General features: G+C 71.6%; 19 protein-coding genes. 17 read left to right on the forward strand and 2 right to left on the reverse strand.

Annotation, left to right across the window (positions count from 1 at the left end):
- Positions 1-6: 6 nt before the first annotated feature.
- The 4 genes from OU416_RS05225 (at position 7) to OU416_RS05240 (ending at position 7,605) form a co-directional block, all read left to right on the forward strand.
- Positions 7-891 carry a CPBP family intramembrane glutamic endopeptidase gene (locus tag OU416_RS05225; RefSeq protein ID WP_270925665.1) on the forward strand — a complete coding sequence of 295 codons (885 nt, stop codon included), beginning with the start codon at positions 7-9 and terminating at the stop codon, positions 889-891.
- Positions 892-973: 82 nt separating this feature from the next.
- Entirely contained in the window at positions 974-1,426 is a 453-nt protein-coding gene (locus tag OU416_RS05230; protein ID WP_270925666.1) for a DUF1648 domain-containing protein, read from the forward strand.
- Positions 1,427-1,473: 47 nt separating this feature from the next.
- The gene (gene recG / locus OU416_RS05235; protein WP_270925667.1) at positions 1,474-3,711 is read left to right on the forward strand and encodes an ATP-dependent DNA helicase RecG; all 2,238 of its coding nucleotides are present in this window, start codon (positions 1,474-1,476) and stop codon (positions 3,709-3,711) included.
- A gap of 516 nt (positions 3,712-4,227) precedes the next feature.
- Positions 4,228-7,605 carry a pyruvate carboxylase gene (locus OU416_RS05240; protein ID WP_270925668.1) on the forward strand — a complete coding sequence of 1,126 codons (3,378 nt, stop codon included), beginning with the start codon at positions 4,228-4,230 and terminating at the stop codon, positions 7,603-7,605.
- A gap of 52 nt (positions 7,606-7,657) precedes the next feature.
- Here OU416_RS05240 and OU416_RS05245 read toward each other — a convergent pair whose 3' ends face one another.
- Positions 7,658-7,852 (reverse strand): hypothetical protein, encoded by a 195-nt coding sequence (locus tag OU416_RS05245; RefSeq protein WP_270925669.1) that lies wholly within the window; start codon positions 7,850-7,852, stop codon positions 7,658-7,660.
- Between the two features lie 140 nt (positions 7,853-7,992).
- On the opposite strand from OU416_RS05245, the gene OU416_RS05250 reads away from it, so the two are divergent.
- A complete protein-coding gene (locus OU416_RS05250; protein WP_270925670.1) occupies positions 7,993-8,526 on the forward strand; it encodes a hypothetical protein in 534 nt (177 codons plus the stop codon).
- Between the two features lie 34 nt (positions 8,527-8,560).
- Here OU416_RS05250 and OU416_RS05255 read toward each other — a convergent pair whose 3' ends face one another.
- Positions 8,561-10,612, reverse strand: a complete 2,052-nt coding sequence (locus OU416_RS05255) for a HelD family protein (protein ID WP_270925671.1) — start codon at positions 10,610-10,612, stop codon at positions 8,561-8,563.
- A gap of 169 nt (positions 10,613-10,781) precedes the next feature.
- Here OU416_RS05255 and rsmD point away from each other — a divergent pair, with 169 nt between their 5' ends.
- The 12 genes from rsmD to OU416_RS05315 all read left to right on the forward strand — a co-directional run bounded on the left by rsmD (position 10,782) and on the right by OU416_RS05315 (position 22,043).
- On the forward strand, positions 10,782-11,336 hold the full coding sequence (gene rsmD / locus OU416_RS05260) for a 16S rRNA (guanine(966)-N(2))-methyltransferase RsmD (protein ID WP_270925672.1): 555 nt from the start codon (positions 10,782-10,784) through the stop codon (positions 11,334-11,336).
- 70 nt (positions 11,337-11,406) lie between these two features.
- Positions 11,407-11,889 (forward strand): pantetheine-phosphate adenylyltransferase, encoded by a 483-nt coding sequence (gene coaD, locus OU416_RS05265; RefSeq protein ID WP_270925673.1) that lies wholly within the window; start codon positions 11,407-11,409, stop codon positions 11,887-11,889.
- A 330-nt stretch (positions 11,890-12,219) separates the two neighbouring features.
- Complete coding sequence (locus OU416_RS05270) at positions 12,220-12,636, forward strand: ribonuclease domain-containing protein (RefSeq protein ID WP_093146676.1); 417 nt, start codon at positions 12,220-12,222, stop codon at positions 12,634-12,636.
- A gap of 210 nt (positions 12,637-12,846) precedes the next feature.
- Positions 12,847-13,581, forward strand: a complete 735-nt coding sequence (locus tag OU416_RS05275) for a DivIVA domain-containing protein (protein ID WP_270925674.1) — start codon at positions 12,847-12,849, stop codon at positions 13,579-13,581.
- Positions 13,582-13,730: 149 nt separating this feature from the next.
- Positions 13,731-14,306, forward strand: coding sequence for a YceD family protein (locus OU416_RS05280; RefSeq protein ID WP_270925675.1), 576 nt, complete (start codon positions 13,731-13,733; stop codon positions 14,304-14,306).
- Positions 14,307-14,308: 2 nt separating this feature from the next.
- Complete coding sequence (gene rpmF / locus OU416_RS05285; protein WP_010305807.1) at positions 14,309-14,491, forward strand: 50S ribosomal protein L32; 183 nt, start codon at positions 14,309-14,311, stop codon at positions 14,489-14,491.
- 14 nt (positions 14,492-14,505) lie between these two features.
- On the forward strand, positions 14,506-15,249 hold the full coding sequence (rnc, locus tag OU416_RS05290; RefSeq protein WP_270925676.1) for a ribonuclease III: 744 nt from the start codon (positions 14,506-14,508) through the stop codon (positions 15,247-15,249).
- Positions 15,250-15,405: 156 nt separating this feature from the next.
- Complete coding sequence (gene mutM, locus OU416_RS05295) at positions 15,406-16,293, forward strand: bifunctional DNA-formamidopyrimidine glycosylase/DNA-(apurinic or apyrimidinic site) lyase (protein WP_270925677.1); 888 nt, start codon at positions 15,406-15,408, stop codon at positions 16,291-16,293.
- Positions 16,294-16,489: 196 nt separating this feature from the next.
- Positions 16,490-17,722, forward strand: coding sequence for a bifunctional glycosyltransferase family 2/GtrA family protein (locus OU416_RS05300; RefSeq protein ID WP_270925678.1), 1,233 nt, complete (start codon positions 16,490-16,492; stop codon positions 17,720-17,722).
- Positions 17,719-19,719, forward strand: a complete 2,001-nt coding sequence (locus tag OU416_RS05305; RefSeq protein WP_270925679.1) for an ArnT family glycosyltransferase — start codon at positions 17,719-17,721, stop codon at positions 19,717-19,719. The genes OU416_RS05300 and OU416_RS05305 overlap by 4 nt, the downstream gene beginning before the upstream one ends.
- A 180-nt stretch (positions 19,720-19,899) precedes the next feature.
- Positions 19,900-20,604: a response regulator transcription factor gene (locus OU416_RS05310; protein ID WP_270925680.1), complete on the forward strand. Its 705-nt coding sequence runs from the start codon at positions 19,900-19,902 to the stop codon at positions 20,602-20,604.
- Complete coding sequence (locus OU416_RS05315; RefSeq protein ID WP_270925681.1) at positions 20,601-22,043, forward strand: sensor histidine kinase; 1,443 nt, start codon at positions 20,601-20,603, stop codon at positions 22,041-22,043. Before OU416_RS05310 ends, OU416_RS05315 begins: the two co-directional genes overlap by 4 nt.
- Positions 22,044-22,055: the final 12 nt, after the last annotated feature.

A 22,055-nucleotide genomic window follows, 5' to 3' on the forward strand; every position in this document is an offset into this window, starting at 1 on the left:
GAAACCGTGAACCGTCGTGACCTGTGGGTGTTCCTGGCCGTCGCGCTGGGCGGTGCGTGGCTGATCGCCGCGCCGCTGTGGCTCGGCCTCACCAGCTCGATCGGGCTCATCGCATCCGCCATGATGCTCACGCCCGCGCTGGGCGTGCTCGCCGTGCGGCTGCTGGATCGCCGGACCCCGGCCCGCGAGTGGGCGCGGGAGACCGGCCTGACCTTCGGCCCGCGCCCGAAGCGGACCGTCGTGCTGCTGCTGGCCGCGTGGTTCGGCACCGTCCTGTTCAGCGCGGTGGCCGTCGCGGTGAGCGCGGCGCTCGGGTTGCTGGTGCTCGACCTGGAGGAGTTCAGCCTGCTCGCCGCGACGATGGGCGAGCTGGGCGCGCCCGTCGGCGTCGGGTCGGTGGTGGCGGTCCAGCTGGTGGCGATGGTCCTGATCGCCCCGCTGATCAACTCCGTGCTGGCCTTCGGCGAGGAGTGGGGCTGGCGGGGCTGGCTGCTGCCCCGGCTGGCCGAGCGCGGGGCGTGGCCCGCGCTGCTGATCTCCGGGGTGATCTGGGGCGTGTGGCACGCACCGCTGACGCTGCTCGGCTACAACTACGCGAACCTCGGCCCGTGGGCGGCGCTGGTGTTCACCGGCACCTGCGTGCTCCTCGGCGTCCTGCTGGGCTGGCTGCGGTTGCGCTCGGGCAGCGTGTGGCCCGCGGTCCTCGCGCACGGGGCGATCAACGCGTCGGCGGGGTTGCCGATGTTGCTGGGCTCGGCCGCGGCACCGCCGAACCTGGTCGTCGTCGGGATGACCGGCGCGGTCGGGTGGGTGCTGATGGCGCTGCTGGCCGCGGCGCTGCTGCGCCGGTGGCCGGTCGCGGACCGATCCGAGCCGGTCGCGGTGGCCTGACCTGGGCAGCCGGTACTGTCGACACCGGTCGTCGAGTCGCACGGGAGGCGGCGTGGGTGTCCGGAGGCGGTACCTCTGGTTCGTGGCTGGCTGGACGCTGCTCGTCGCGCTGCTGATGATCGCGATCCCGCTGGCCCTGAGCTCCCGGCTGCCCGACCCGATCGCCGTCGAGTGGACGTTCTCCGGAGAGCCGGACGACTCCAGCCCGCTCCGCGACTTCCTGTTCGGCCAGCTCGTGTGGTGGCTGGTGGTCGCCGCGGTCTGGAGCGTGTTCGGGCTCGGCGGCGTGCTGAAGCGCCGCGGCCTGGCCTGGGCCGGGGCGGCGCTGGGCGTGTTCGGTTCGACGATGCTCGGCACCGTGGTGCTGACCGCGCTGGCCAACCTGGACGCCCCGACCTACCGGGACGCCGTGGACCCGCCGGGTTCGGGCTGGCTGCTGCTGGCCGGTGCCCTCGCGGGCTGGCTCGGCTGGCGGCTGGGCAGCCGGGGCGCGGAGGCACCACCGACTGATCGCGACGTCGGTGCGGTCCGCTAACTTGCGGAGACCGGACCGGTGACGACGCGCGTGGCGGAGGACCAGCAGTGACCACATTGGACGCGAAGCTCGACCGGGTGCTCGGCGCCAAGTCCGCCAAGGCGCTCGATTCGGCGCTGGGCCTGGAGACCGTCGGCGATCTGCTGCGCCACTACCCGCGCCGCTACGCCGAGCGCGGCGAGCTCACCGCCATCGCGGGCCTGGAGATCGGCGAGCACGCCACCGTGCTGGCGAAGGTCGAGCGGGTCACCAAGCGCACCATGAAGTCCCGCCGCGGCACCATCGTCGAGGCCCGCATCACCGACGGTCACCGGTCGCTGAGCTGCACCTTCTTCAACCAGGCCTGGCGGGAGCGGGAGCTGTTGGTGGGCCGCCGCGGGATGTTCGCGGGCAAGGTCACCTCCTACCACCAGCAGTTGCAGCTCGCGCACCCCGAGTACCAGCTGTTCGACGACGCGGCGACCGATCTCGGCTCGGCGGCCGAGGAGTTCGCCTCCGCGCTGATCCCGGTCTACCCGTCGGCGCAGGGCCTGCCGTCGTGGTCGCTCGCGCAGTGCGTGTCGCAGGTGCTCGACGTCTGGGACGGCACCGACGACCCGCTGCCCGCCGAGCTGCGCGACCGGCTGGGGCTGGCCGACCTGGAGTCGGCGCTGCGCAAGATCCACCGCCCGAAGAACTTCGCCGACGTGGCCAAGGCGCAGGACCGGTTGAAGTGGGACGAGGCGCTGTCGGTGCAGCTGGTGCTGGCCCAGCTGCGCGGATCGACCAAGGCGCACCCGGCGCCGGTCTGCCCGCGCCGCGACGACGGCGTGCTGGCCGCCTTCGACCAGCGGCTGCCGTTCGAGCTGACCAAGGGGCAGCAGGAGATCGGCGAGCAGGTCGCCGCCGACCTGACCGTCGAGCACCCGATGAACCGCCTGGTGCAGGGCGAGGTCGGCAGCGGCAAGACGATCGTGGCGCTGCGCGCGATGCTGCAGGTGGTCGACGCGGGCAGGCAGGCGGCGATGCTCGCCCCGACCGAGGTGCTGGCCGCGCAGCACGCCCGATCGCTGCGCGAACTGCTCGGCGACCTGGCCATGGCGGGCGAGCTCGGCGGGGCCGAGAAGGCCACCCGCGTCACGCTGCTGACCGGTTCGCTCGGCGCCGCGCAGCGCAAGAAGGCGTTGCTGGAGGCGGCTTCCGGCGAGGCCGGGATCGTGGTCGGCACGCACGCGCTGATCCAGGACCGGGTCTCCTTCGCCGACCTGGGCCTGGTGGTGGTCGACGAGCAGCACCGGTTCGGCGTGGAGCAGCGCGACGCCCTGCGCGCCCGCGGTGGCGAGGAGGCTTCGCCGCACGTGCTGGTGATGACCGCGACGCCCATCCCGCGCACCGTGGCGATGACGGTCTACGGCGACCTGGAGACCTCGGCGCTGCGGGAACTCCCGCAGGGCCGCTCGCCGATCAGCACCAGCGTCGTGCCGGTGGCGGAGAAACCGGCCTGGCTGGACCGCGCGTGGGCGCGCATCCGCGAGGAGGTGGCGGCCGGGCACCAGGTCTACGTGGTGTGCCCGCGCATCGGCGACGACGAGGAGAGCTCGGGCAAGGGCAAGAAGAAGGCCCGCAAGACCGCGGTGGACGACAGCGACGAGGGCGGCGAGGAGCCGCCGCCGGAGGACGGCGAGGAGCGCCGTCCGCCGCTGGCCGTGCTCGACGTGGCCGAACAGCTCGCGGCCGGGCCGCTGTCGGGCCTGCGGCTGGGAATCCTGCACGGGCGGCTGCCCGCCGACGACAAGGACGCGGTGATGCGCGCCTTCGCCGCCGGCGAGGTGGACGTGCTGGTGGCGACCACCGTCGTCGAGGTCGGCGTGAACGTCCCGAACGCCACGGTGATGGTGATCATGGACGCCGACCGGTTCGGCGTCAGCCAGCTGCACCAGCTGCGCGGCCGCGTCGGCCGGGGCAGCGCGCCGGGCCTGTGCCTGCTGGTCACCGAGGCCATGGGCGGCACCACCACCCGCGAGCGGCTGGACGCGGTCGCCTCCACCACCGACGGCTTCGAACTGGCCCGCCTGGACCTGGAACTGCGCCGCGAGGGCGACGTCCTCGGCGCGGCCCAGTCCGGCCGCAAGTCGGGCCTGAAGATGCTCTCCCTCCTCCGCGACGAGGACGTGATCGCCCAGGCCCGCGAAGAAGCGGCCCAGGTCGTCGAAGCGGACCCGACCCTCGCCGCCCACCCGGGCCTGGCCCGCATGGTCGCCGAGGTGGTGGACGCCGAACGAGCGGAGTACCTGGAGAAGACGTGACGGCCCTGAACGCGGTGCGGCCGCGATCAGCGTTCACGGCCGTCCCGGCGGTGCCGGGCTTCGTCGATTTCGCTTGAAATTGGCGGCCTCGCCACCGCAGGCTCCGTCGACAACGCTGCCAATTTCAGGCGAAATCGCTACCCCCCACGAGGCGACCACCTACCGCTTTGAACCCAAACCCAAACCCAGCCCCGCACCTCACCGCACGCCTCCTCGCCGAGTCCGCCCGGTATCACCACCGATCCCGAGGTGCGGATGAGTTCGCCGAGGCGGATCGTCAGACCGTCCAGCCGCTGATCCCCGGCGGCGCCACGGCTGGGCCGGAGTATGTGATCGAAAATTGCGCGAGGTGAAAGTATCTCGGTTTTTCTTTTGGTCCAGACCTTGTGCGATCTCGGAGTTTGGGCAGGTCATGGGGCTTTCGAGGTGTCCATCACTCGAGAGGTTCTCCCGGAAGGGGGAATTTTCGCGGTACTGTGCTCGCACTGACCGACACCCGCCAACCGAGGAGCCGGTATGTTCCGCAAGGTTCTCGTAGCGAACCGCGGTGAGATTGCGATCCGCGCGTTCCGCGCCGCTTACGAGCTGGGTGCGGGCACCGTGGCGGTGTTCCCGCACGAAGACCGCAACTCGCTGCACCGCTTGAAGGCCGACGAGTCCTACGAGATCGGCGAGCCCGGGCACCCGGTCCGCGCCTACCTCTCCGTCGAGGAGATCATCAAGGCCGCGCGGCAGGCCGGCGCCGACGCCGTCTACCCCGGTTACGGGTTCCTGTCCGAGAACCCCGAGCTGGCCAGGGCCTGCCGGGAAGCCGGGATCACCTTCGTCGGTCCCAACCACGAGATCCTGCAGATGACCGGCAACAAGGCGACCGCGGTCGCCGCCGCCCGCGAGGCCGGGGTGCCGGTGCTGGACTCCTCGGCGCCCTCGCGCGACATCGACGAGCTGCTGACCGCCGCCGAGGAGATGACCTTCCCGGTGTTCGTCAAGGCCGTCGCCGGTGGCGGCGGGCGCGGCATGCGCCGCGTCGACGAGCTCGGCGGGCTGCGCGAGGCGCTGGAAGCCGCGATGCGCGAAGCGGAATCGGCCTTCGGCGACCCGACGGTGTTCCTGGAGCAGGCGGTCATCAACCCGCGCCACATCGAGGTGCAGATCCTCGCCGACGCCGCGGGCAACGTGATCCACCTCTACGAGCGGGACTGCTCGGTGCAGCGCCGCCACCAGAAGGTCATCGAGATCGCCCCGGCCCCCAACCTCGACCCGCAGCTGCGCGACCGGATCTGCGCCGACGCGGTGGCCTTCGCCCGCAAGATCGGCTACGTCAACGCGGGCACCGTGGAGTTCCTGGTCGACGAGCAGGGCCGCCACGTGTTCATCGAGATGAACCCGCGCATCCAGGTCGAGCACACGGTCACCGAGGAGGTCACCGACGCCGACCTGGTGCAGTCGCAGCTGCGCATCGCCGCCGGCGAGACGCTGGAAGACCTCGGCATGACCCAGGACGCGATCCGGCTGCGCGGCGCCGCCCTGCAGTGCCGCATCACCACCGAGGACCCGGCCAACGGATTCCGCCCGGACACCGGCATGATCAGCGCCTACCGCTCGCCGGGCGGCGCGGGCATCCGGCTGGACGGCGGCACCGCCTTCGCGGGCACCAGCGTCAGCGCGCACTTCGACTCGATGCTGGTCAAGCTCTCCTGCCGCGGTCGCGACTTCGCCACCGCGGTCGCGCGGGCGCGGCGCGCCGTCGCCGAGTTCCGCATCCGCGGCGTCTCCACGAACATCCCGTTCCTGCAGGCCGTGCTGGACGACCCGGACTTCGCCGCTGGCAAGGTCACCACCTCGTTCATCGGCGAGCGCCCGCACCTGCTGACCGCCCGGCACTCCGCCGACCGCGGCACCAGGCTGCTCAACTACCTCGCCGACGTCACCGTCAACCACCCCAACGGATCGCGCCCGACCACCCCGGACCCGGTGTTCAAGCTCCCGGTCACCGACCTGTCGGTGCCGCCGCCCGCCGGTTCCAAGCAGAAGCTGGTCGAGCTCGGGCCGGAGGGCTTCGCGAGCTGGCTGCGCGAGTCCAAGGCCCTCGGCGTGACCGACACGACCTTCCGCGACGCCCACCAGTCGCTGCTGGCCACCCGGGTGCGCAGCAAGGACCTGCTCGCCGTCGCGCCGCACGTGGCGCGGATGACGCCGGAGCTGCTGTCCCTGGAGTGCTGGGGCGGCGCGACCTACGACGTGGCGCTGCGGTTCCTCGCCGAGGACCCGTGGGAGCGGCTGGCCAAGCTGCGCGAGGCGGTGCCCAACATCTGCCTGCAGATGCTGCTGCGCGGCCGCAACACCGTCGGCTACACGCCCTACCCGACCGAGGTGACCGAGCACTTCGTGCAGGAGGCCACCGACACCGGCATCGACATCTTCCGCATCTTCGACGCGCTCAACGACGTCGAGCAGATGCGCCCGGCGATCGAGGCGGTGCGGGCCACCGGGAAGTCGGTCGCCGAGGTGGCGCTGTGCTACACCGCCGATCTGTCCAACCCGGACGAGAAGCTCTACACGCTGGACTACTACCTGCGGCTCGCGGAGCAGATCGTCGACGCCGGTGCGCACGTGCTGGCCATCAAGGACATGGCCGGTCTGCTGCGCCCGCCGGCCGCGGCGAAGCTGGTGACCGCGCTGCGCCGGGAGTTCGACCTGCCGGTGCACCTGCACACCCACGACACCCCGGGCGGCCAGCTGGCCACCTACCTGGCGGCCGTGCAGGCCGGCGCGGACGCGGTGGACGCCGCGACCGCGTCGATGTCGGGCACCACCTCGCAGCCCGCGCTGTCCTCGGTGGTCGCGGCCACCGACTACACCGAGCAGGCCACCGGGCTGGACCTGCAGGCGGTGTGCGACATGGAGCCGTACTGGGAGTCGGTGCGCAAGATCTACCAGCCGTTCGAGGCGGGGCTGGCCTCGCCCACCGGCCGGGTGTACAAGCACGAGATCCCCGGCGGTCAGCTGTCCAACCTGCGCACCCAGGCGGTGGCGCTCGGTCTCGGCGACAAGTTCGAGGAGATCGAGGCGATGTACGCCGCCGCCGACCGGATCCTGGGCAGGCTGGTCAAGGTCACGCCGTCGTCGAAGGTGGTGGGCGACCTGGCGCTGCACCTGGTCGGCGCGGGCGTGGACCCGGCGGACTTCGAGAGCGACCCGCGCAAGTTCGACATCCCGGACTCGGTGATCGGCTTCCTGCAGGGCGAGCTCGGCGAACCGCCCGCGGGCTGGCCGGAGCCGTTCCGCACCCGCGCGCTGGAGGGCCGCACCGCGGTCCGCCGCGTCGCGGAACTGTCCGAAGAGGACCGCGCCGGGCTGGAATCGGACCGCCGCGGCACGCTGAACCGGCTGCTGTTCGCCAAGCCCACCAAGGAGTTCACCGAGCACCGCGAGGCCTACGGCGACACCTCCCTGCTGCGCAGCAAGGACTTCTTCTACGGCCTGCGGCCGGGCGAGGAGTTCCCGGTCGACCTGGAGCCGGGCGTGCGGCTGCTGATCGGCCTGGAAGCGATCAGCGAGCCCGACGAGCGCGGCCTGCGCACGGTGATGGCGACGCTGAACGGCCAGCTGCGGCCGATCCAGGTCCGCGACCGCTCGGTGGCCACCGACCTGCCGGTCGCGGAGAAGGCCGACCGGGGCAACCCGGGCCACGTGCCCGCGCCGTTCGCCGGCGTGGTGACGCTGTCGGTCGGCGAGGGCGACGCGGTGGAGGCGGGCCAGACCATCGCCACCATCGAAGCGATGAAGATGGAAGCGGCGATCACCGCCCCGTCCGCCGGGCAGGTCAAGCGCCTGGCCATCGGCAAGGTCCAGCAGGTGGAAGGCGGAGACCTGATCATCGAACTGGGCTGATCATTCGCACGAGCGGGCCGTCCCACCAGAGGGGCGGTCCGCTCTTTGCGTTTCAGGCGCCGCGGTCTTCCGCCTGGTGCACGGCCTCCGGCGCCGCGCGCTCGTCGCGCAGCCTTCCCGCAGGGTGTGCCTCCATTTCGGCGAGTTTCGTGACCTCCCGGGCCAGGAGTTCTTCCACTGACATGCCGCTTTCCGCCGCGAGGCCCTCGGCCAGCTGAAAGTCGGCTTCATACAGGGTGATCGTCAATGTTGACAGGGGCATAGCAGCACGATGGCAGGCGCGCCGGACCTGATTTCTGCGTGGACGCGATGGATTGCACCTTCGGGTGAACTGGGCAACCGAGGTGGGTGGTCCGGACGTCTTCATGGCGTTGGCAGGTGAATGCGATGGGCTGGGGGTTCGTGATGTGGAAGTTGCCGATGGGGTGGGCGGTCGTGGTCGCGGCCGGGCTGGTGCTGGCCGGGGGTTCGGCGACCGCGGATCCCGCTTCGGACGTGCGGGAAGTGGACTGGCCGAACGCCGAGTTCGTCGTTCCTGCGGTCGGGCCGTGCCCGCAGCAGGTGGTGGACTTCACCGGTGGGGCGGCTGAAGCGGGCGGCTGGGTCTACCGGCTCACGCCGGAGCGGCAGGTCGAGTTCGCCGACGTCACCGGGGAAGGCGTGGTGGACGCGCTGATCCTGGTGGAGTGCGGACCGCCGAACTCGGAGTACTCGCGGGCGCTCGTCGCGATGACCGAGGGGCCGCAGCCGCTGGGCACCGTGGTCAGCCCGTCGGTGTGGACCCAGGTTCCGGACGGGTTCACCGTGCACGACGGCGAGATCTCGGTGCGGATCGAGGACTTCGACACCGGCGGAAGCTGGACGGAGCGCTACCGCTGGGCGCAGTCGGCGAGGGCTTTCGTGCGCGTCGACGGGTCGTGAGCGGCGATGGTTGTCCACCGCCGCTCACGAGCGGTCATGCGGGCTTGAGCACCGTGAGGAGCTGGGTGGCGCGGCTGAGGGCGACGTAGAGGGCTCGGCGGCCGGTGCTGGACTCCGCGGCCAGGCCGTCCGGGTCGATCACCACCACCGCGTCGTACTCCATGCCCTTGGCCTCCAGGCTGCCCACCACCCGGACCCGCTCCGCGTCGAAGTCCGAAGTGGACAGCCACTCGCGGACCTCGTCGCGGCGGGCCATCGTGGTGATCAGCCCGATGGTGCCCTCCGCGGCCGCCACCAGCTCCGCCGCGGCCGTGCGCACCGCCGCGGGCAGCTGCTCGGCGGGCATCTCGCGCACCGCGGGCTCGACGCCGGTGGTGCGCACCGCCACCGGCAGGTCGTCGGCGGGCACCAGGTCCCGGACCGCGTCCGCGGCCAGCGCGAAGATCTCCGCCGAGTTGCGGTAGTTGGTGCGCAGCGTGAAGCGGCGGTGCGTGCGCTGCGCGCTGAGCGCTTCCCGCCGCGCGGCCGCCGCCTCCTCGGCGTCCGGCCAGGACGACTGCACCGGGTCGCCCACGATCGTCCAGCTCGCGTGGCGGCCGCGGCGGCCCACCATCCGCCACTGCATCGGCGAGAGGTCCTGCGACTCGTCGATGACCACGTGCGCGTACTCGTCGTAGTTGACCGCGCGCTTCGACTGCTCCTGCTCGCCCTCGGCGCGGCGGCGCTTGGGCGGCGCCCCGGCCAGCACCCGCAGCTCGTCGATCAGGGCGATGTCGGCGACCGTCCACTCGGTCACCTCGCTCCAGGACTTCGCCAGCAGGTCGACCTCCTCTGCCGACAGCAGCCTGCGCGCCGCCTGCGACAACCGCGCCGGATCCGACAGCCAGCGCAGGACCTGCATCGGGTACACCGCGGGCCACCAGGCGACCAGGAAGCGGTGGAACTCGATGCGGTCGCCGATCTCGGCGATCAACCGGTCCCGGTCGGGCTGGAACTCCTCGTCGGCGGCCTGCTTCGCCTTCTGCCACAGGGCTTCCAGCAGCGCGTCGGCCGCCCGCATCCGGTTCCGGTTGGGCTGCCCGCCCTTGTTGTGCAGCGTGCGGCGGATCCGCTTCAGGTCGTCGGCCTGCAGCTTGAGCACCGTGCCCCGGTAGAACATCTGCAGCAGCTCGGGCGCCTCCGGCGGCGGCAGCCGCAGCGCGCGGCGCAGCACCTTCACCATCCGCGAGGAGCCCTTGATCTCCGCGGTGCGCGGATCGTCGATCTTGGCCGTGCCGATGCCGTCCAGCACCTCGCCGAGCGCGCGCAGCTCGACGTTGTGCTCGCCCATCGACGGCAGCACCCGCGAGATGTAGGACATGAACACCGGCGACGGGCCGACCACCAGCACGCCCGGCCCGCCGAGCCGCCGCTGGTCCCGGTAGAGCAGGTACGCGGCGCGGTGCAGGGCGACCGCGGTCTTGCCGGTGCCAGGACCGCCGGTGATCTCGGTGACGCCGCCCTCGGGAGCGCGGATCGCGTCGTCCTGCTCCTTCTGGATGGTCGCGACGATGTTGCGCATCGAGTCGCCGCGCGAGCGGGTCAGCGCCGCCATGAGCGCGCCATCGCCGATCACCCGCATGTCGCTGGGCGCGCGCTCCGGGTCCAGCAGGTCGTCGGAGACGTCCACGACCTGCTCGCGCGAGGAGCGGATCACCCGGCGGCGGATGACGTCCAGCGGCTGCTCCGGGGTCGCCTGGTAGAAGGCCGCGGCCAGCGGGGCGCGCCAGTCCACCAGCAGGTTCTCGAACTGCGGGTCCCGGATGCCCAGCCGGCCGATGTGCACCGCGTCGCCGCCCGCGAAGTCCAGCCGGCCGAACACCAGCCCCTCGGACTCGGCGTTGAGCGCCTGCAACGTCCGGTTGGCGTGGTGGAGCATCACGTCGCGCTCGTTGAGCGCTTCGGGCGTCGCTTCCCGGCCGTACTCGTAGCTCTTGTCGCGCATCGCCTCGGCTTCGGTGCGCAGCTCGTCGAGACGGGTGTAGACCCGGTCGACGTGCTGCTGCTCGACCGCGATCTCGGCCTGCTTGATGGACGCTTCGGACACCTGTGTCTTTCTCCCCGTCTGGCGCAGTGGGCAGACCAATCAGCCTACGCCCGTGGCGCCACCGGGCTAGCCGCTCCCGGGAGCGTGGAAGCTGCGGGCACCGGCGTAAAATCACCGCGAACGAGCCCCGCCGGGCGGTGCCCCGCCTGCCGTGCGCCACGATGGACGGGTGACGCGGATCGTGGCCGGAAGCGTGGGCGGGCGGCGCATCGAGGTGCCCCCGAAAGGCACCAGACCCACCTCGGAGCGGGTGCGGGAAGCCCTGTTCAGCGCGCTGGAATCGGCGATCGACCTCCCCGGCGCGCGAGTGCTCGACCTCTACGGCGGCTCCGGTGCGCTGGGCCTGGAGGCGCTGTCGCGCGGCGCTGAGCACGCGACCTTCGTCGAGCACGACCGCCGCGCCGCGGGAATGCTGCGCCGCAACGCCGCCGCACTCGGCTTCAGCGACGTCCACGTGGCCCAGGCGAAGGCCGAAACGCTGCTGAGCACGCCGACCGACCGGCCCTTCGACGTGGTCTTCGCCGACCCGCCCTACGACCTGCCCCAGGACAAGCTGCACCAGGTCCTGACCGCGCTGGCCGGCAACGGCTGGACGGCACCGGGCAGCCTGGTGGTCGTGGAGCGGGCGGTCCGCAGCGGCGAACCGGACTGGCCCGCGCAGCTGCGGCCGCTGCGCACCAAGCGCTACGGCGACACCGCCGTCCACTGGGCCGAGCACGAGTAGGTCGGCCGCGCCGGTGAGGCGCACCACGTCGCCGTGGGGATCGCGCTGGTGGCTGCTACCGTCCGATTCCATGAGGCGTGCCGTGTGTCCAGGCTCCTACGACCCAGTCACCAACGGTCATCTGGACATCATCGAGCGCTCGTCGAAGCTGTTCGACGAGGTCGTCGTCGCCGTGCTCATCAACAAGAGCAAGAAGAGCCTGTTCTCCGTCGAGGAGCGGCTGGACATGCTGCGCGAGGTCACCGAGCCGTGGCCGAACGTGCGCATCGACGCCTGGCACGGCCTGCTGGTCGACTACTGCAAGACCAACGGCATCGGCGCGATCGTCAAGGGCCTGCGCGCGGTCAGCGACTTCGACTACGAGCTGCAGATGGCGCAGATGAACCAGCAGCTGTCCGGGGTGGAGACGATGTTCATGTCCACCAACCCGCAGTACAGCTTCCTGGCCAGCTCGCTGGTCAAGGAGGTCGCCACCTACGGCGGCGACGTCTCCAACCTCGTCCCGCCGAAGATCGAGCAGCGCCTCCGCGAACGCCTGGCCGAACGCGCCTGAATGCCTGTTCGTGGTTGTTTTGCGCGGCGGTGCGGGTGGCGGAACCTGAGTGCTTCCCTGGACTGCGGGTGCCCCTCCTGATGTATGAACGAATACACGGCGGAGGGGCCGTCCTCGCCAGGAAACCACTCAGAACCCGCGGCGGTGCGAGCTGCGTGCGCACTCAAAGCGGCTGACGCCGCTTGTACAAGCGCGGACGGCTACGCCGACAGCGTCCTCGGAGCCGGTTGGGCCATTCGCATTAACCCAGGTCGCACGATGGTGGCGGGGACACTTCGGGTTCACGTCAGTTTCAGCAGGTGATCACGGTCGGCGTCTAGCGTGCGGCCCATGATGCGGATCACGTCGAAGACAGTGCAGCTGCTGCTGGTCGGGCTGCTCGCCGTAGCGGGCCTGGTCGGCTTCCAGACGAGTGCCGTCTCCGCGCCGGTGGCCGTGCAGGCCCCGTGCGGCGACACGTCCGAGTTCCAGAAGGTCAACCTCTCCGAACTGCCGCCCGAGGCCACCGACACGGTGAACCTGATCAAGAAGGGCGGCCCGTACCCGTACCCGCAGGACGGCACGGTGTTCCAGAACCGCGAGGGCATCCTCCCGGACTGCGAGACCGGCTACTACCGCGAGTACACGGTGGAGACCCCGGGCAGCGACGACCGCGGTGCCCGCCGCTTCGTGGTCGGCGAAGCCGGCGAGTACTTCTACACCGAAGACCACTACGAGAGCTTCAAACTCACCAACGTCGACGCCTGATCCACGTTGCGGAACGCCTCCCCGGGAACCGCCGGGGAGGCGTTCCTCGTTTTCACCGGTAGGGGTGGGCTTGACACGCGGGTGCCGGAATTCCCCCGTCCCGGTGCCCGGCGCGGGCAGACTGGGGGAGCGGAGCGGCCCGTGATCACCGGTCCCGGGGAGTTCTGAGATGCTTGCCGCTGCGGCGGCTACGACGGCAGGGAGATCAAGGTGTACCGGGTGTTCGAGGCCCTCGACGAGCTGGTCACGATCGTGGAAGAGGCGCGCGGCGTTCCCATGACCTCGGGGTGCGTGGTGCCCCGCGGCGACGTGCTGGAGCTGCTCGACGACGTCCGGGACGCGATCCCGCAGGAACTGGACGACGCCCAGGACGTGCTCGACCACCGGGACGACGTCGTCTCCACCGCCGAGGCCAAGGCGGACAAGTCCGTCACCGACGCCCGCAACGAGGCCGAGCGCACCCTCGCCGCCGCCCGCGCGGAGGCCGAGCAGCTGCTCGCCGACGCGCGCGAGCAGGCCGACGAGCTGATGGCCGACGCGCGCGGCCAGGCCGAGCAGGCGGTGAACGCGGGCCGCCGCGAGTACGAGGACTACGTCGGCCGCGCCCAGTCGGAGGCCGACCGGATGGTGCAGGCCGGGCGGGCCGCCTACGAGCAGTCGGTGCACGAGGGCAAGTCGGAGCAGGCCAGGCTGGTCGCCGACACCGAGGTGGTGCAGGCCGCCAACGCCGAGGCCAAGCGCATCGTCGACGAGGCCAACGAGGACGCCGAGCGCCTGCGCACCGAGTGCGACGCCTACGTGGACTCCCGCCTCGCCGACTTCGAGGACCTCCTCGGCCGGACCCTGCGCACCGTCGGCAAGGGCCGCCAGCAGCTGCGCAGCCCGGTCGGCGCCCCGTTCGACTACGAGGAGTGGGGCTCGGGCAGCGGCGCCGCGGCGAACTGATCCGGGCCTGCTGTCGTTGCCGGTAGCGGGTCGCGTACCCTGGAAAAGCTGGCTTAGGACGGCGTGCCGGTCGCCTCGTGGCACCGGCGCTCGCGTCGTCCGCCGATGCCGCGAAACTGCCCGCTTGAATTAACCACCGAAACTTTGTGATGTCTCAGAACCATGATGCGCGCGCCGCGCAGCAGGTCGGCCCCTGGGTGATCGACACCAGGGAGATCGGCCACCGCGCTGGTAGCAGCCATGCCTACAGGCGCAGTGCCCCGGCACCGGCCGGGTTCGGGCTGGACATGATCAAGGTGCCCGAGGGCGAGCCCGTCGAGCTCGATCTGCTGGCCGAGTCGGTGGTCGAGGGCGTGCTGGTGTCGGGTACCGCCGTGGCCCACCTGGCCGGTGAGTGCGTCCGGTGCCTGGACCCGATCTCCGAGGAGCTCGAGGTCGAGGTGCGGGAGCTGTTCGCCTACCCGGACAGCGCCACGGACGTCACCAGCGACGACGACGAGGTGGAGCGGGTCGTCGACGACCTGGTCGACCTCGAACCGGTGGTGCGGGACGCGATGCTGCTGTCGCTGCCCTCGGCTCCGTTGTGCTCGCCGGACTGCCAGGGGCTGTGCTCCGAGTGCGGCGTGAAGTGGGCCGAACTCGCCCCCGATCACACGCATGAGACCATTGACCCTCGCTGGGCCGCGCTGCAAGAGCGGTTCGGCGGGACCGAGGAGGAGAACTAGTCGTGGCCGTCCCGAAGCGCAAGATGTCCCGGGCCAACACCCGTCACCGCCGGTCGCAGTGGAAGACCTCGGCGCCGACGCTGGTGCAGTGCTCCAACCGCGCCTGCCGCGAGCAGAAGCTGCCGCACGTGGTCTGCCCGGCCTGCGGTCAGTACGACGGCCGCCAGGTCGTCCAGCCCGCCTGATCGGCGGCAGCGCAGTGGGGGGAAAGCAGCCTCGGGTCCGGAAGATCGACCGGGCTCCGCTGTTGGCAGCGCTCGGCGTCGAGCTCGACGCCGAGCTGCTCACCCTTGCTCTGACCCACCGCTCGTACGCCTACGAGAACGGCGGCCTGCCGCCGAACGAGCGGTTGGAGTTCCTGGGTGATGCGGTGCTCGGACTGGTGATCACCGATCGCCTGTACAACGACCACCCGGAACTCGCGGAGGGGCAGCTCGCGAAGCTGCGCGCCAGCGTGGTCAACATGCACGCGCTGGCCGGCGTCGCGCGCGGCCTCGGTGAGGGCGGCCTCGGCGAGTACCTGCTGCTGGGCAGGGGCGAGGAGCTCACCGGCGGCCGGGACAAGGCGAGCATCCTCGCGGACGGCCTGGAAGCCGTGCTCGGCGCGGTCTACTTGGCCGAGGGCATCGACGTCGCGCGCGACGTGGTGCACCGGCTGTTCGAGCCGCTGCTGGTGGAAGCGCCGCAGCGCGGTGCGGGCCTGGACTGGAAGACCAGCCTGCAGGAGCTGACGGCCTCGGCCAGCCTGGGCGTCCCGGAGTACCGCGTCGAGGAGCAGGGGCCGGACCACCGCAAGGAGTTCAGCGCCTACGTGGCCGTCGGCGGGCAGACCTACGGCCGCGGTGATGGCCGCACCAAGAAGGAAGCCGAGCAGAAGGCCGCCGAGGCGGCCTGGCGCCAGCTCTCCCAGCAGAACGGCGAAGGCACCGAGTCCTCCGCCTGATCTTCTCCTGCCTCGCGGCGCGGATTCTCAGCGCCCGCCTGGCCGTGACATCTCCGGGACCCGGGGCTGTCCTCGCCAGGCGAACGCTGAGACCGCGCCGTCGGCATTTCCAGGGCCGCCTGTCGCGTTCGCGCGGGCGTGGTCGAAGATGTTTTCGTGCCCGAGTTGCCTGAAGTCGAGGTCGTCCGGCGCGGTGTCGCCGAACATGCGATCGGCCGGACGGTGTCCAGCGTCGAGGTCCTGCACCCGCGCGCGGTGCGCCGCCACGTGCCCGGCCCGGAGGATCTCGCCGGACGCCTGGCCGGCCGGGTCCTGAGCGCGGCGCGGCGCCGCGGCAAGTACCTGTGGCTGGAGCTCGGTGACGGCGAGCCCCGCACCTCCGGCGGCGAGGCGCTGGTGGTGCACCTGGGGATGAGCGGTCAGCTGCTCGTGCAGCCCGCCGAGGTGCCGGACGAGAAGCACCTGCGCGTCCGCTTCCGGTTCGCCGACGGCGGGCCGGAGCTGCGGTTCGTCGACCAGCGCACCTTCGGCGGCCTGCACCTGGCCGATCTGGTCGAGGTCGACGGGCTGGCGCTGCCCGAACCGATCGAGCACATCGCGCCCGATCCGCTGGAGGAGTCCTTCGACCTGGACCGGCTGGCGGAGCGGTTGCGGGCGCGGCGCACCGGGATCAAGCGCGCGCTGCTGGACCAGAGCCTGGTGTCCGGCATCGGCAACATCTACGCGGACGAGGCGCTGTGGCGCGCGAAGCTGCACTGGGCGCGGCCCACGGCGACGCTGACCCGGCCCAAGATCCGGGAGCTCTTCGACGGCGTCACCGAGGTCATGCAGGACGCGCTGCGCGCGGGCGGCACCTCGTTCGACGCCCTGTACGTCAACGTCAACGGCGAGTCCGGCTACTTCGACCGGTCGTTGGCGGTGTACGGGCAGCTCGACCGGCCGTGCCCGCGCTGCGGTGCGCCGATCCGCCGCGACGCCTTCATGAACCGCTCCTCCTACACCTGCCCGGTCTGCCAGCCGAAACCCCGCAACGCCCACCTCTGATCGCTCAGCCCCGTCGCCAGGTGGGCCGCGATTTCAATGGAAATCAGACGTCTGATCTCCATTGAAATCGCGGAAGTTCTCCGTGCCGGGGCGCTCCTCGGGGCCTGGCTCCCAGGCAGTTCCCAGGTTCTGTCGACGGTGCTCGCACCTCCTTCCGGCTTCATGGTTCGCGAAGCCGGAAGGAGAGGTGGTGGAGATGAGCGCCGTGCCGCAGCTCGACGTCGGACGTCGGGTGCCGCACCGGACCGCGACGGTCGACGTCGTCATCCCGGTGCACAACGAGGAACGCTCGCTGCCCGGGTGCCTGCAGGTGCTCGGCGAGCACCTGGCCGGGGGTTTCCCGTTCGCCTGGACCATCACGGTCGTCGACAACGCCAGCAGCGACGGCACGTTGCGCGTCGCGCAGGAGCTGGCCGCGTCGATGGACCGGGTACGGGTGCTGCACCTGGACCACAAGGGCCGCGGGCTGGCGTTGCGCACCGCGTGGGGCTGCAGCGACGCCGATGTCGTGGTGTACATGGACGTCGACCTGTCCACCGGGCTGGACGCGCTGCTGCCGCTGGTCGCGCCGCTGGTCAACGAGCATTCCGACCTGGCCGTCGGGTCGCGGCTGGCGAGCGGCTCGCGGACCGTGCGCGGTGGCAAGCGGGAGCTGATCTCGCGGTGCTACAACGCGATGGTGCGCTGGACGCACGGTGCGCGGTTCACCGATGCGCAATGCGGTTTCAAGGCGGCGCGCACCGATGTGGTCAAGCCGCTGCTGCCCGCGATCCGGGACGATTCCTGGTTCTTCGACACCGAGCTCCTGCTGCTGGCCGAGCACAACGGCCTGCGGGTGCACGAGGTGCCGGTGGACTGGGTCGAGGACGTCGACACCCGGGTGAACGTGCCGCGGACCGCGGCCGACGACATCGCGGGCCTGGTGCGGGTCGCGCGGGCGAAGGTCACCGGCGCGGCGAAGGTGCCCGGCCTGCCGCGGCGGCCGGAGCCGAGGGCGGCGCACCCGCAGGCCGTGCTGGCGAAGCGGGAGAACGGACTGCTGTGGCAGCTGGTTTCGTTCGGCGCCATCGGATTGGTGTCCACTGTGCTCACCTCGGTGCTCTACGCGCTCCTGCGCACCTGGTGGCCGCCGCTGCTGGCGAACCTCGTGGCGCTGATCGCCACGACCTTGTGGAACACCGAGGCCAACCGCAGGTTCACCTTCCTGCGGCAGTCGAGTTCGTCCGGGCGCGTGCACCTGCAGGGGCTGGTCGTGTTCGCGCTGTACTACCTCGTGACCTCCGGTGCGCTGCTCGGTCTGCACGCCTGGCAGGCAGATCCGTCGCGGTGGCTTGAAGTACTAGTGCTGGCGGGATCTTCGGTGCTGGGTACGGCGTTGCGGTTCGTGCTGCTGCGCTCCTGGGTGTTCCGGTCCGGGGAGGCGTCATGACCGCCGTCCCGGTCGGGGCGCGGGCGCGCCGCTGGGAACCGTGGGCGCTGGGCGCGATCTGCGGTGTCGCCGCGCTGCTGTACCTGTGGGGGATCGGGAGTTCGTGGGGGAACTCGTACTACTCGGCCGCCGTGAAGTCGATGTCGCAGAGCTTCGAGGCGTTCTTCTTCGGCTCCTTCGACCCGGTCGGCGTCGTCACCGTGGACAAACCGCCGATGGCCCTGTGGTTGCAGGTGCTGTCGGTGCAGGTGTTCGGGTTCAGCCGGTTCGCGCTGCTGTTCCCGCAGGCCGTGGCGGGCGTCGCGGCGGTCTTCCTGCTGCACCGGGCGGTTCGGCGCTGGGCGGGTGAGCACGCCGCGCTGCTGGCCGCGCTGGTGCTGGCGCTGACCCCGATCACCGTGGTGATCAACCGCGACAACAACCCGGACACCCTGCTGGTGCTTCTCGTGGTCGCGGCGGCTTACGCCATGACGCGGGCTTTCGACGCTCGGCGGGCCACCGGCTGGGTCGCGCTCGCCGCTTTCCTGGTGGGCTGCGGCTTCCTGACGAAGATGTTGCAGGCGTGGATGGTGCTGCCCGCGTTCATCGTCGCCTACCTGCTGGGCAACCGGGCCGGGTGGGCGCGTCGGCTGCTGGATCTCGGGGTGGCCGCGGTCGTGCTGCTGGTGAGCTCGTTCTGGTGGGTGGCGGTGACCGCGCTGTGGCCGTCGCCGAAGCCGTTCATCGGCGGCAGCGAGGACGGTTCGGCGTGGGACCTGATCTTCGGCTACAACGGGTTCGGCCGGATCCTGGGGGAGGGCGGCGGTCCCGGCGGTGGCGGTGGTTTCTCCGGTTCGGCGGGATTGCTGCGGATGGCCAACGAGCAGCTCGCCGGGCAGATCAGCTGGTTGCTGCCGCTGTGCGCGCTGGTGCTGATCTCGGTGCTGGTGACCGGGATCCGGCACCGCCCGGTGGATCGCGCGCAGCTCGCGGGCTGGGTGCTGTGGGGCGGCTGGCTGGTGGTCATCGGCCTGATGTTCAGCTTCGCCCAGGGCATCATGCACCCCTACTACACGACGATGCTGGCACCCGCGGTCGGCGCGGTGACCGGCGCCGGGCTCGTCCGGTTCTGGCGCTGGTACCGCGCACCCGGCCTCCGGGGATGGCTGCTGCCGATCGGTGTCGCCATCACCGCGGCGTGGGCGATGGCCGTGGTCGCGCGCGACCTGAGCTGGCACGCGTGGGCGGGATATTGCGCTGTTGGCACGGGAATCGTCGCACTGGTCGTGCTGCTGCTCGGGCGGCGAGGACGGGAGCGGCTGGCGAAGTCCGGCCTGGCGCTGGGTTCGGCCGCGATCCTGCTGGTGCCCACGGCGTGGTCGGCGATCGCCGCGGTGTCCGGCGAGACCGGCATGGGCGGCACGAACCCGATGGCCGGGCCCGAGACCGGCATGGGCGGCCCCGGCGGCCGGATGCGCGCCGACGGCATGCCACCGCACGACGGCACGCTGCCGCCCGGGACGGGCGACGGCCGCAGGCCGCAGCGCATCCAGATCGGTCCCGGCGGCGCGACGTCGCTCAGCGCTGAGCAGCGAAAACTGGTCGACTACGTCCAAGCGCAGGCCGGTGATCTGACGGTGCCGCTGGCGATCGAGGGCGGCTCGATGACGGCGTCGTCCTACCTCATCAACTCGGATCTGACGGTGATCGGCATGGGCGGCTTCAGCGGCGGCGACAACGCGCCATCGGTGGCCCAGCTGACCGAGTGGAAGCGATCCGGCGAACTCGGCTACGTCCTCCTCGGCGGCGGCCCCGGAGGCGCACCCGGCCCGAACGGCACCCCGGACGACCGCCAGCCCCCGGACGGCGCGCAACCGCCAGGAGGCCCCGGCGGCCAAGCGCGCACCGACCGCCAGGAGTGGGTCGAGCAGAACTGCACCCCGGTCGACCCGGCGGCGTGGGGCGGCGCGGCGGACGGCCTGGAGCTGTACTCCTGCGGCTCGGCAGGAGATCGCTGAGTTAGAGCCCGTGAGTACTTTGTGGTGCTATAGCGCCACAAAGTACTCACGGGTCCCCACCTGCGGAGCGGGCACCGGCGCGCGGCGGGTGAGACCGGAATCGCGCTGCGCGCGCAGCGGTGGTTGGGTTCCCAGGGTTCGTCCAGGTTTTTCCCAGGTTGGGCGGGGAGGCTGGTTGGCGTGGCTGATTCCGGTGGAGCTCGGGTGCTGGTCGTCGACGACGAGCCGAACATCCTGGAACTGCTCACCGCCGCGTTGCGGCTGAGCGGGTTCGAGGTGCGCGGCGCGGCGACCGGTGCTGATGCCTTGCGCGCGGCGGCGGAGTTCCGGCCGGACATCGTCGTGCTCGACGTGATGCTGCCGGACCGGGACGGGTTCTCGGTCGCCACCGAGCTGCGCGCGGGCGGCGACACCGTCCCGGTGCTGTTCCTGACCGCGCGGGACGCCGTCGAGGACCGGATCGCGGGGCTCACCGCGGGCGGCGACGACTACGTCACCAAGCCGTTCAGCCTGGACGAGGTGGTGCTGCGGCTGCGCGCCATCCTGCGCCGGGTGTGGCCCGCGCAGGCCGCCGACGCGAAGCTGCGCTACCACGACCTGGAGCTGGACGAGGACAGCTACGAGGTCCGCCGCGCCGGGCGGCTGGTCACCCTGTCGCCGACCGAGTTCAAACTCCTGCGCTACCTGCTGATCAACGCCGAGAAGGTGGTCAGCAAGGTGCAGATCCTGGACCGGGTGTGGGACTACGAGTTCGGCGGGGACAGCCGGATCGTGGAGTCCTACATCAGCTACCTGCGGCGCAAGATCGATTCGTCCGCGCCGCCGCTGATCCACACCATCCGCGGCGTGGGCTACGTGCTGCGGTTGCCGCCGGAGCACCGATGAGCATCTTCCGCACGTTGCGCGGGCGGCTGGTGCTCGTGCTGCTGAGCGCGCTGGTGCTCGGCCTGCTGGCGATGGGGCTGACCAGCACCGCCCTGCTGAGCCGGTCGCTGATCGCCCGCACCGACGACCGGCTGGCCGAGCTGTCCGGGCCGTGGGAGCGCGGCGCGCCACCGCCGGACCCGACGCGCGCCCCGCCGGAGCACGGCCCGGGGCGCGGGGAGCTGCCCACCGACTTCCGGGTGCTGGTGTTCGATCCCGGGCACGGGCAGCTCGGCGGGGTGATCGGGAGCCCGGAGGGCGATGTCGGCGGGCCGCTGCTGGTGGATCCGGCGCGCGGGCCCGAGATCGGGACGGTGCCGGACCGGGCGGGCGGTGCGGACTGGCGGGTGCGGACCGTCGCGCTGCCCAGCGGTCGCGTCGCCGTGCTGGCGCTGTCGCTGGCCGGGGTGGACGCCACGGTGCGGCAGCTGGTCGTCATCGAGCTGGTGGTGGGCGGCGTAGTGCTGGTCGTGCTGGCGGCGGCGGCCGCGGTGACGGTGCGGCTGAGCCTGCGGCCGCTGGACCGGATCGAGCGCACCGCCGACGCCATCGCGGCCGGGCAGCTGGACCGGCGCGTTCCGGACCGGGATCCGCGGACCGAGACCGGGCGGCTCGGCTCGGCGCTGAACGCGATGCTCGGCAGGCTGGTGGACGCCCTGCAGCAGCGGGAGCACTCCGAGCAGCGGCTGCGGCGGTTCGTCGCGGACGCCTCGCACGAGCTGCGCACGCCGCTGACCTCGATCCGCGGGTTCGCCGAGCTGTACCGCCGCAGCGACCAGCACCCGCCGGAGGACGTGCGGACGATGATGCGCCGCATCGAGTCCGAGGCGGTGCGCATGGGCGGCCTGGTCGAGGACATGCTGCTGCTGGCGCGGCTGGACCGGGAGCGCACCGTGGACCTGGTCGAGCTCGACCTGGTGCCGCTGGTGCAGGACGTCGTCGATGACGCGCGAGCGCGCGATCCCGACCGGGAGATCACCTCGCGCGGCCCGGAGCGGCTGCGCGTGCTCGGCGACGGCCCGCGGCTGCGGCAGGTGCTGACGAACCTGGTGAGCAACGCGCTGTTGCACAGCACGCCCGGCTCACCGATCACCGTCGAGTTGGCGCCCGGTTCGGCAGGCGGGGGAGCGCTCGCATCAGCGGGAGCGGAGCTGGCGCCGGACGCTCCGGTCGCGGTGGTGTCGATCGCCGACAGCGGCCCGGGCATCGCTGCCGAGCACGCGGGCCGGATCTTCGACCGCTTCTACCGGGTGGACGACGGCCGCACCCGCGAGTCGGGCGGTGCGGGGCTCGGCCTGGCGATAGCGGCGGCCCTGGCCGGAGCGCACAACGGCTGCGTGGACCTCCGCGCGAACCCGGCCGGAGGCTGCACCTTCCGCCTCCTGCTGCCCCTGGCGTGACGGGAAGTGTTT

Source organism: Saccharopolyspora indica (assembly GCF_027853965.1).
GTDB classification, from domain to species: Bacteria; Actinomycetota; Actinomycetes; order Mycobacteriales; family Pseudonocardiaceae; genus Saccharopolyspora; species Saccharopolyspora indica.

What these genes read in the sequence shown, in the direction of transcription:
- OU416_RS05240 (WP_270925668.1), top strand. Translation starts at nt 4,228, where the DNA reads ATGTTCCGCAAGGTTCTCGTAGCGAACCGCGGTGAGATTGCGATCCGC.
- OU416_RS05250 (WP_270925670.1), top strand. Translation starts at nt 7,993, where the DNA reads ATGGGCTGGGGGTTCGTGATGTGGAAGTTGCCGATGGGGTGGGCGGTC.
- coaD (WP_270925673.1), top strand. Translation starts at nt 11,407, where the DNA reads ATGAGGCGTGCCGTGTGTCCAGGCTCCTACGACCCAGTCACCAACGGT.
- OU416_RS05270 (WP_093146676.1), top strand. Translation starts at nt 12,220, where the DNA reads ATGATGCGGATCACGTCGAAGACAGTGCAGCTGCTGCTGGTCGGGCTG.
- OU416_RS05280 (WP_270925675.1), top strand. Translation starts at nt 13,731, where the DNA reads ATGTCTCAGAACCATGATGCGCGCGCCGCGCAGCAGGTCGGCCCCTGG.
- OU416_RS05300 (WP_270925678.1), top strand. Translation starts at nt 16,490, where the DNA reads ATGAGCGCCGTGCCGCAGCTCGACGTCGGACGTCGGGTGCCGCACCGG.
- OU416_RS05305 (WP_270925679.1), top strand. Translation starts at nt 17,719, where the DNA reads ATGACCGCCGTCCCGGTCGGGGCGCGGGCGCGCCGCTGGGAACCGTGG.
- OU416_RS05315 (WP_270925681.1), top strand. Translation starts at nt 20,601, where the DNA reads ATGAGCATCTTCCGCACGTTGCGCGGGCGGCTGGTGCTCGTGCTGCTG.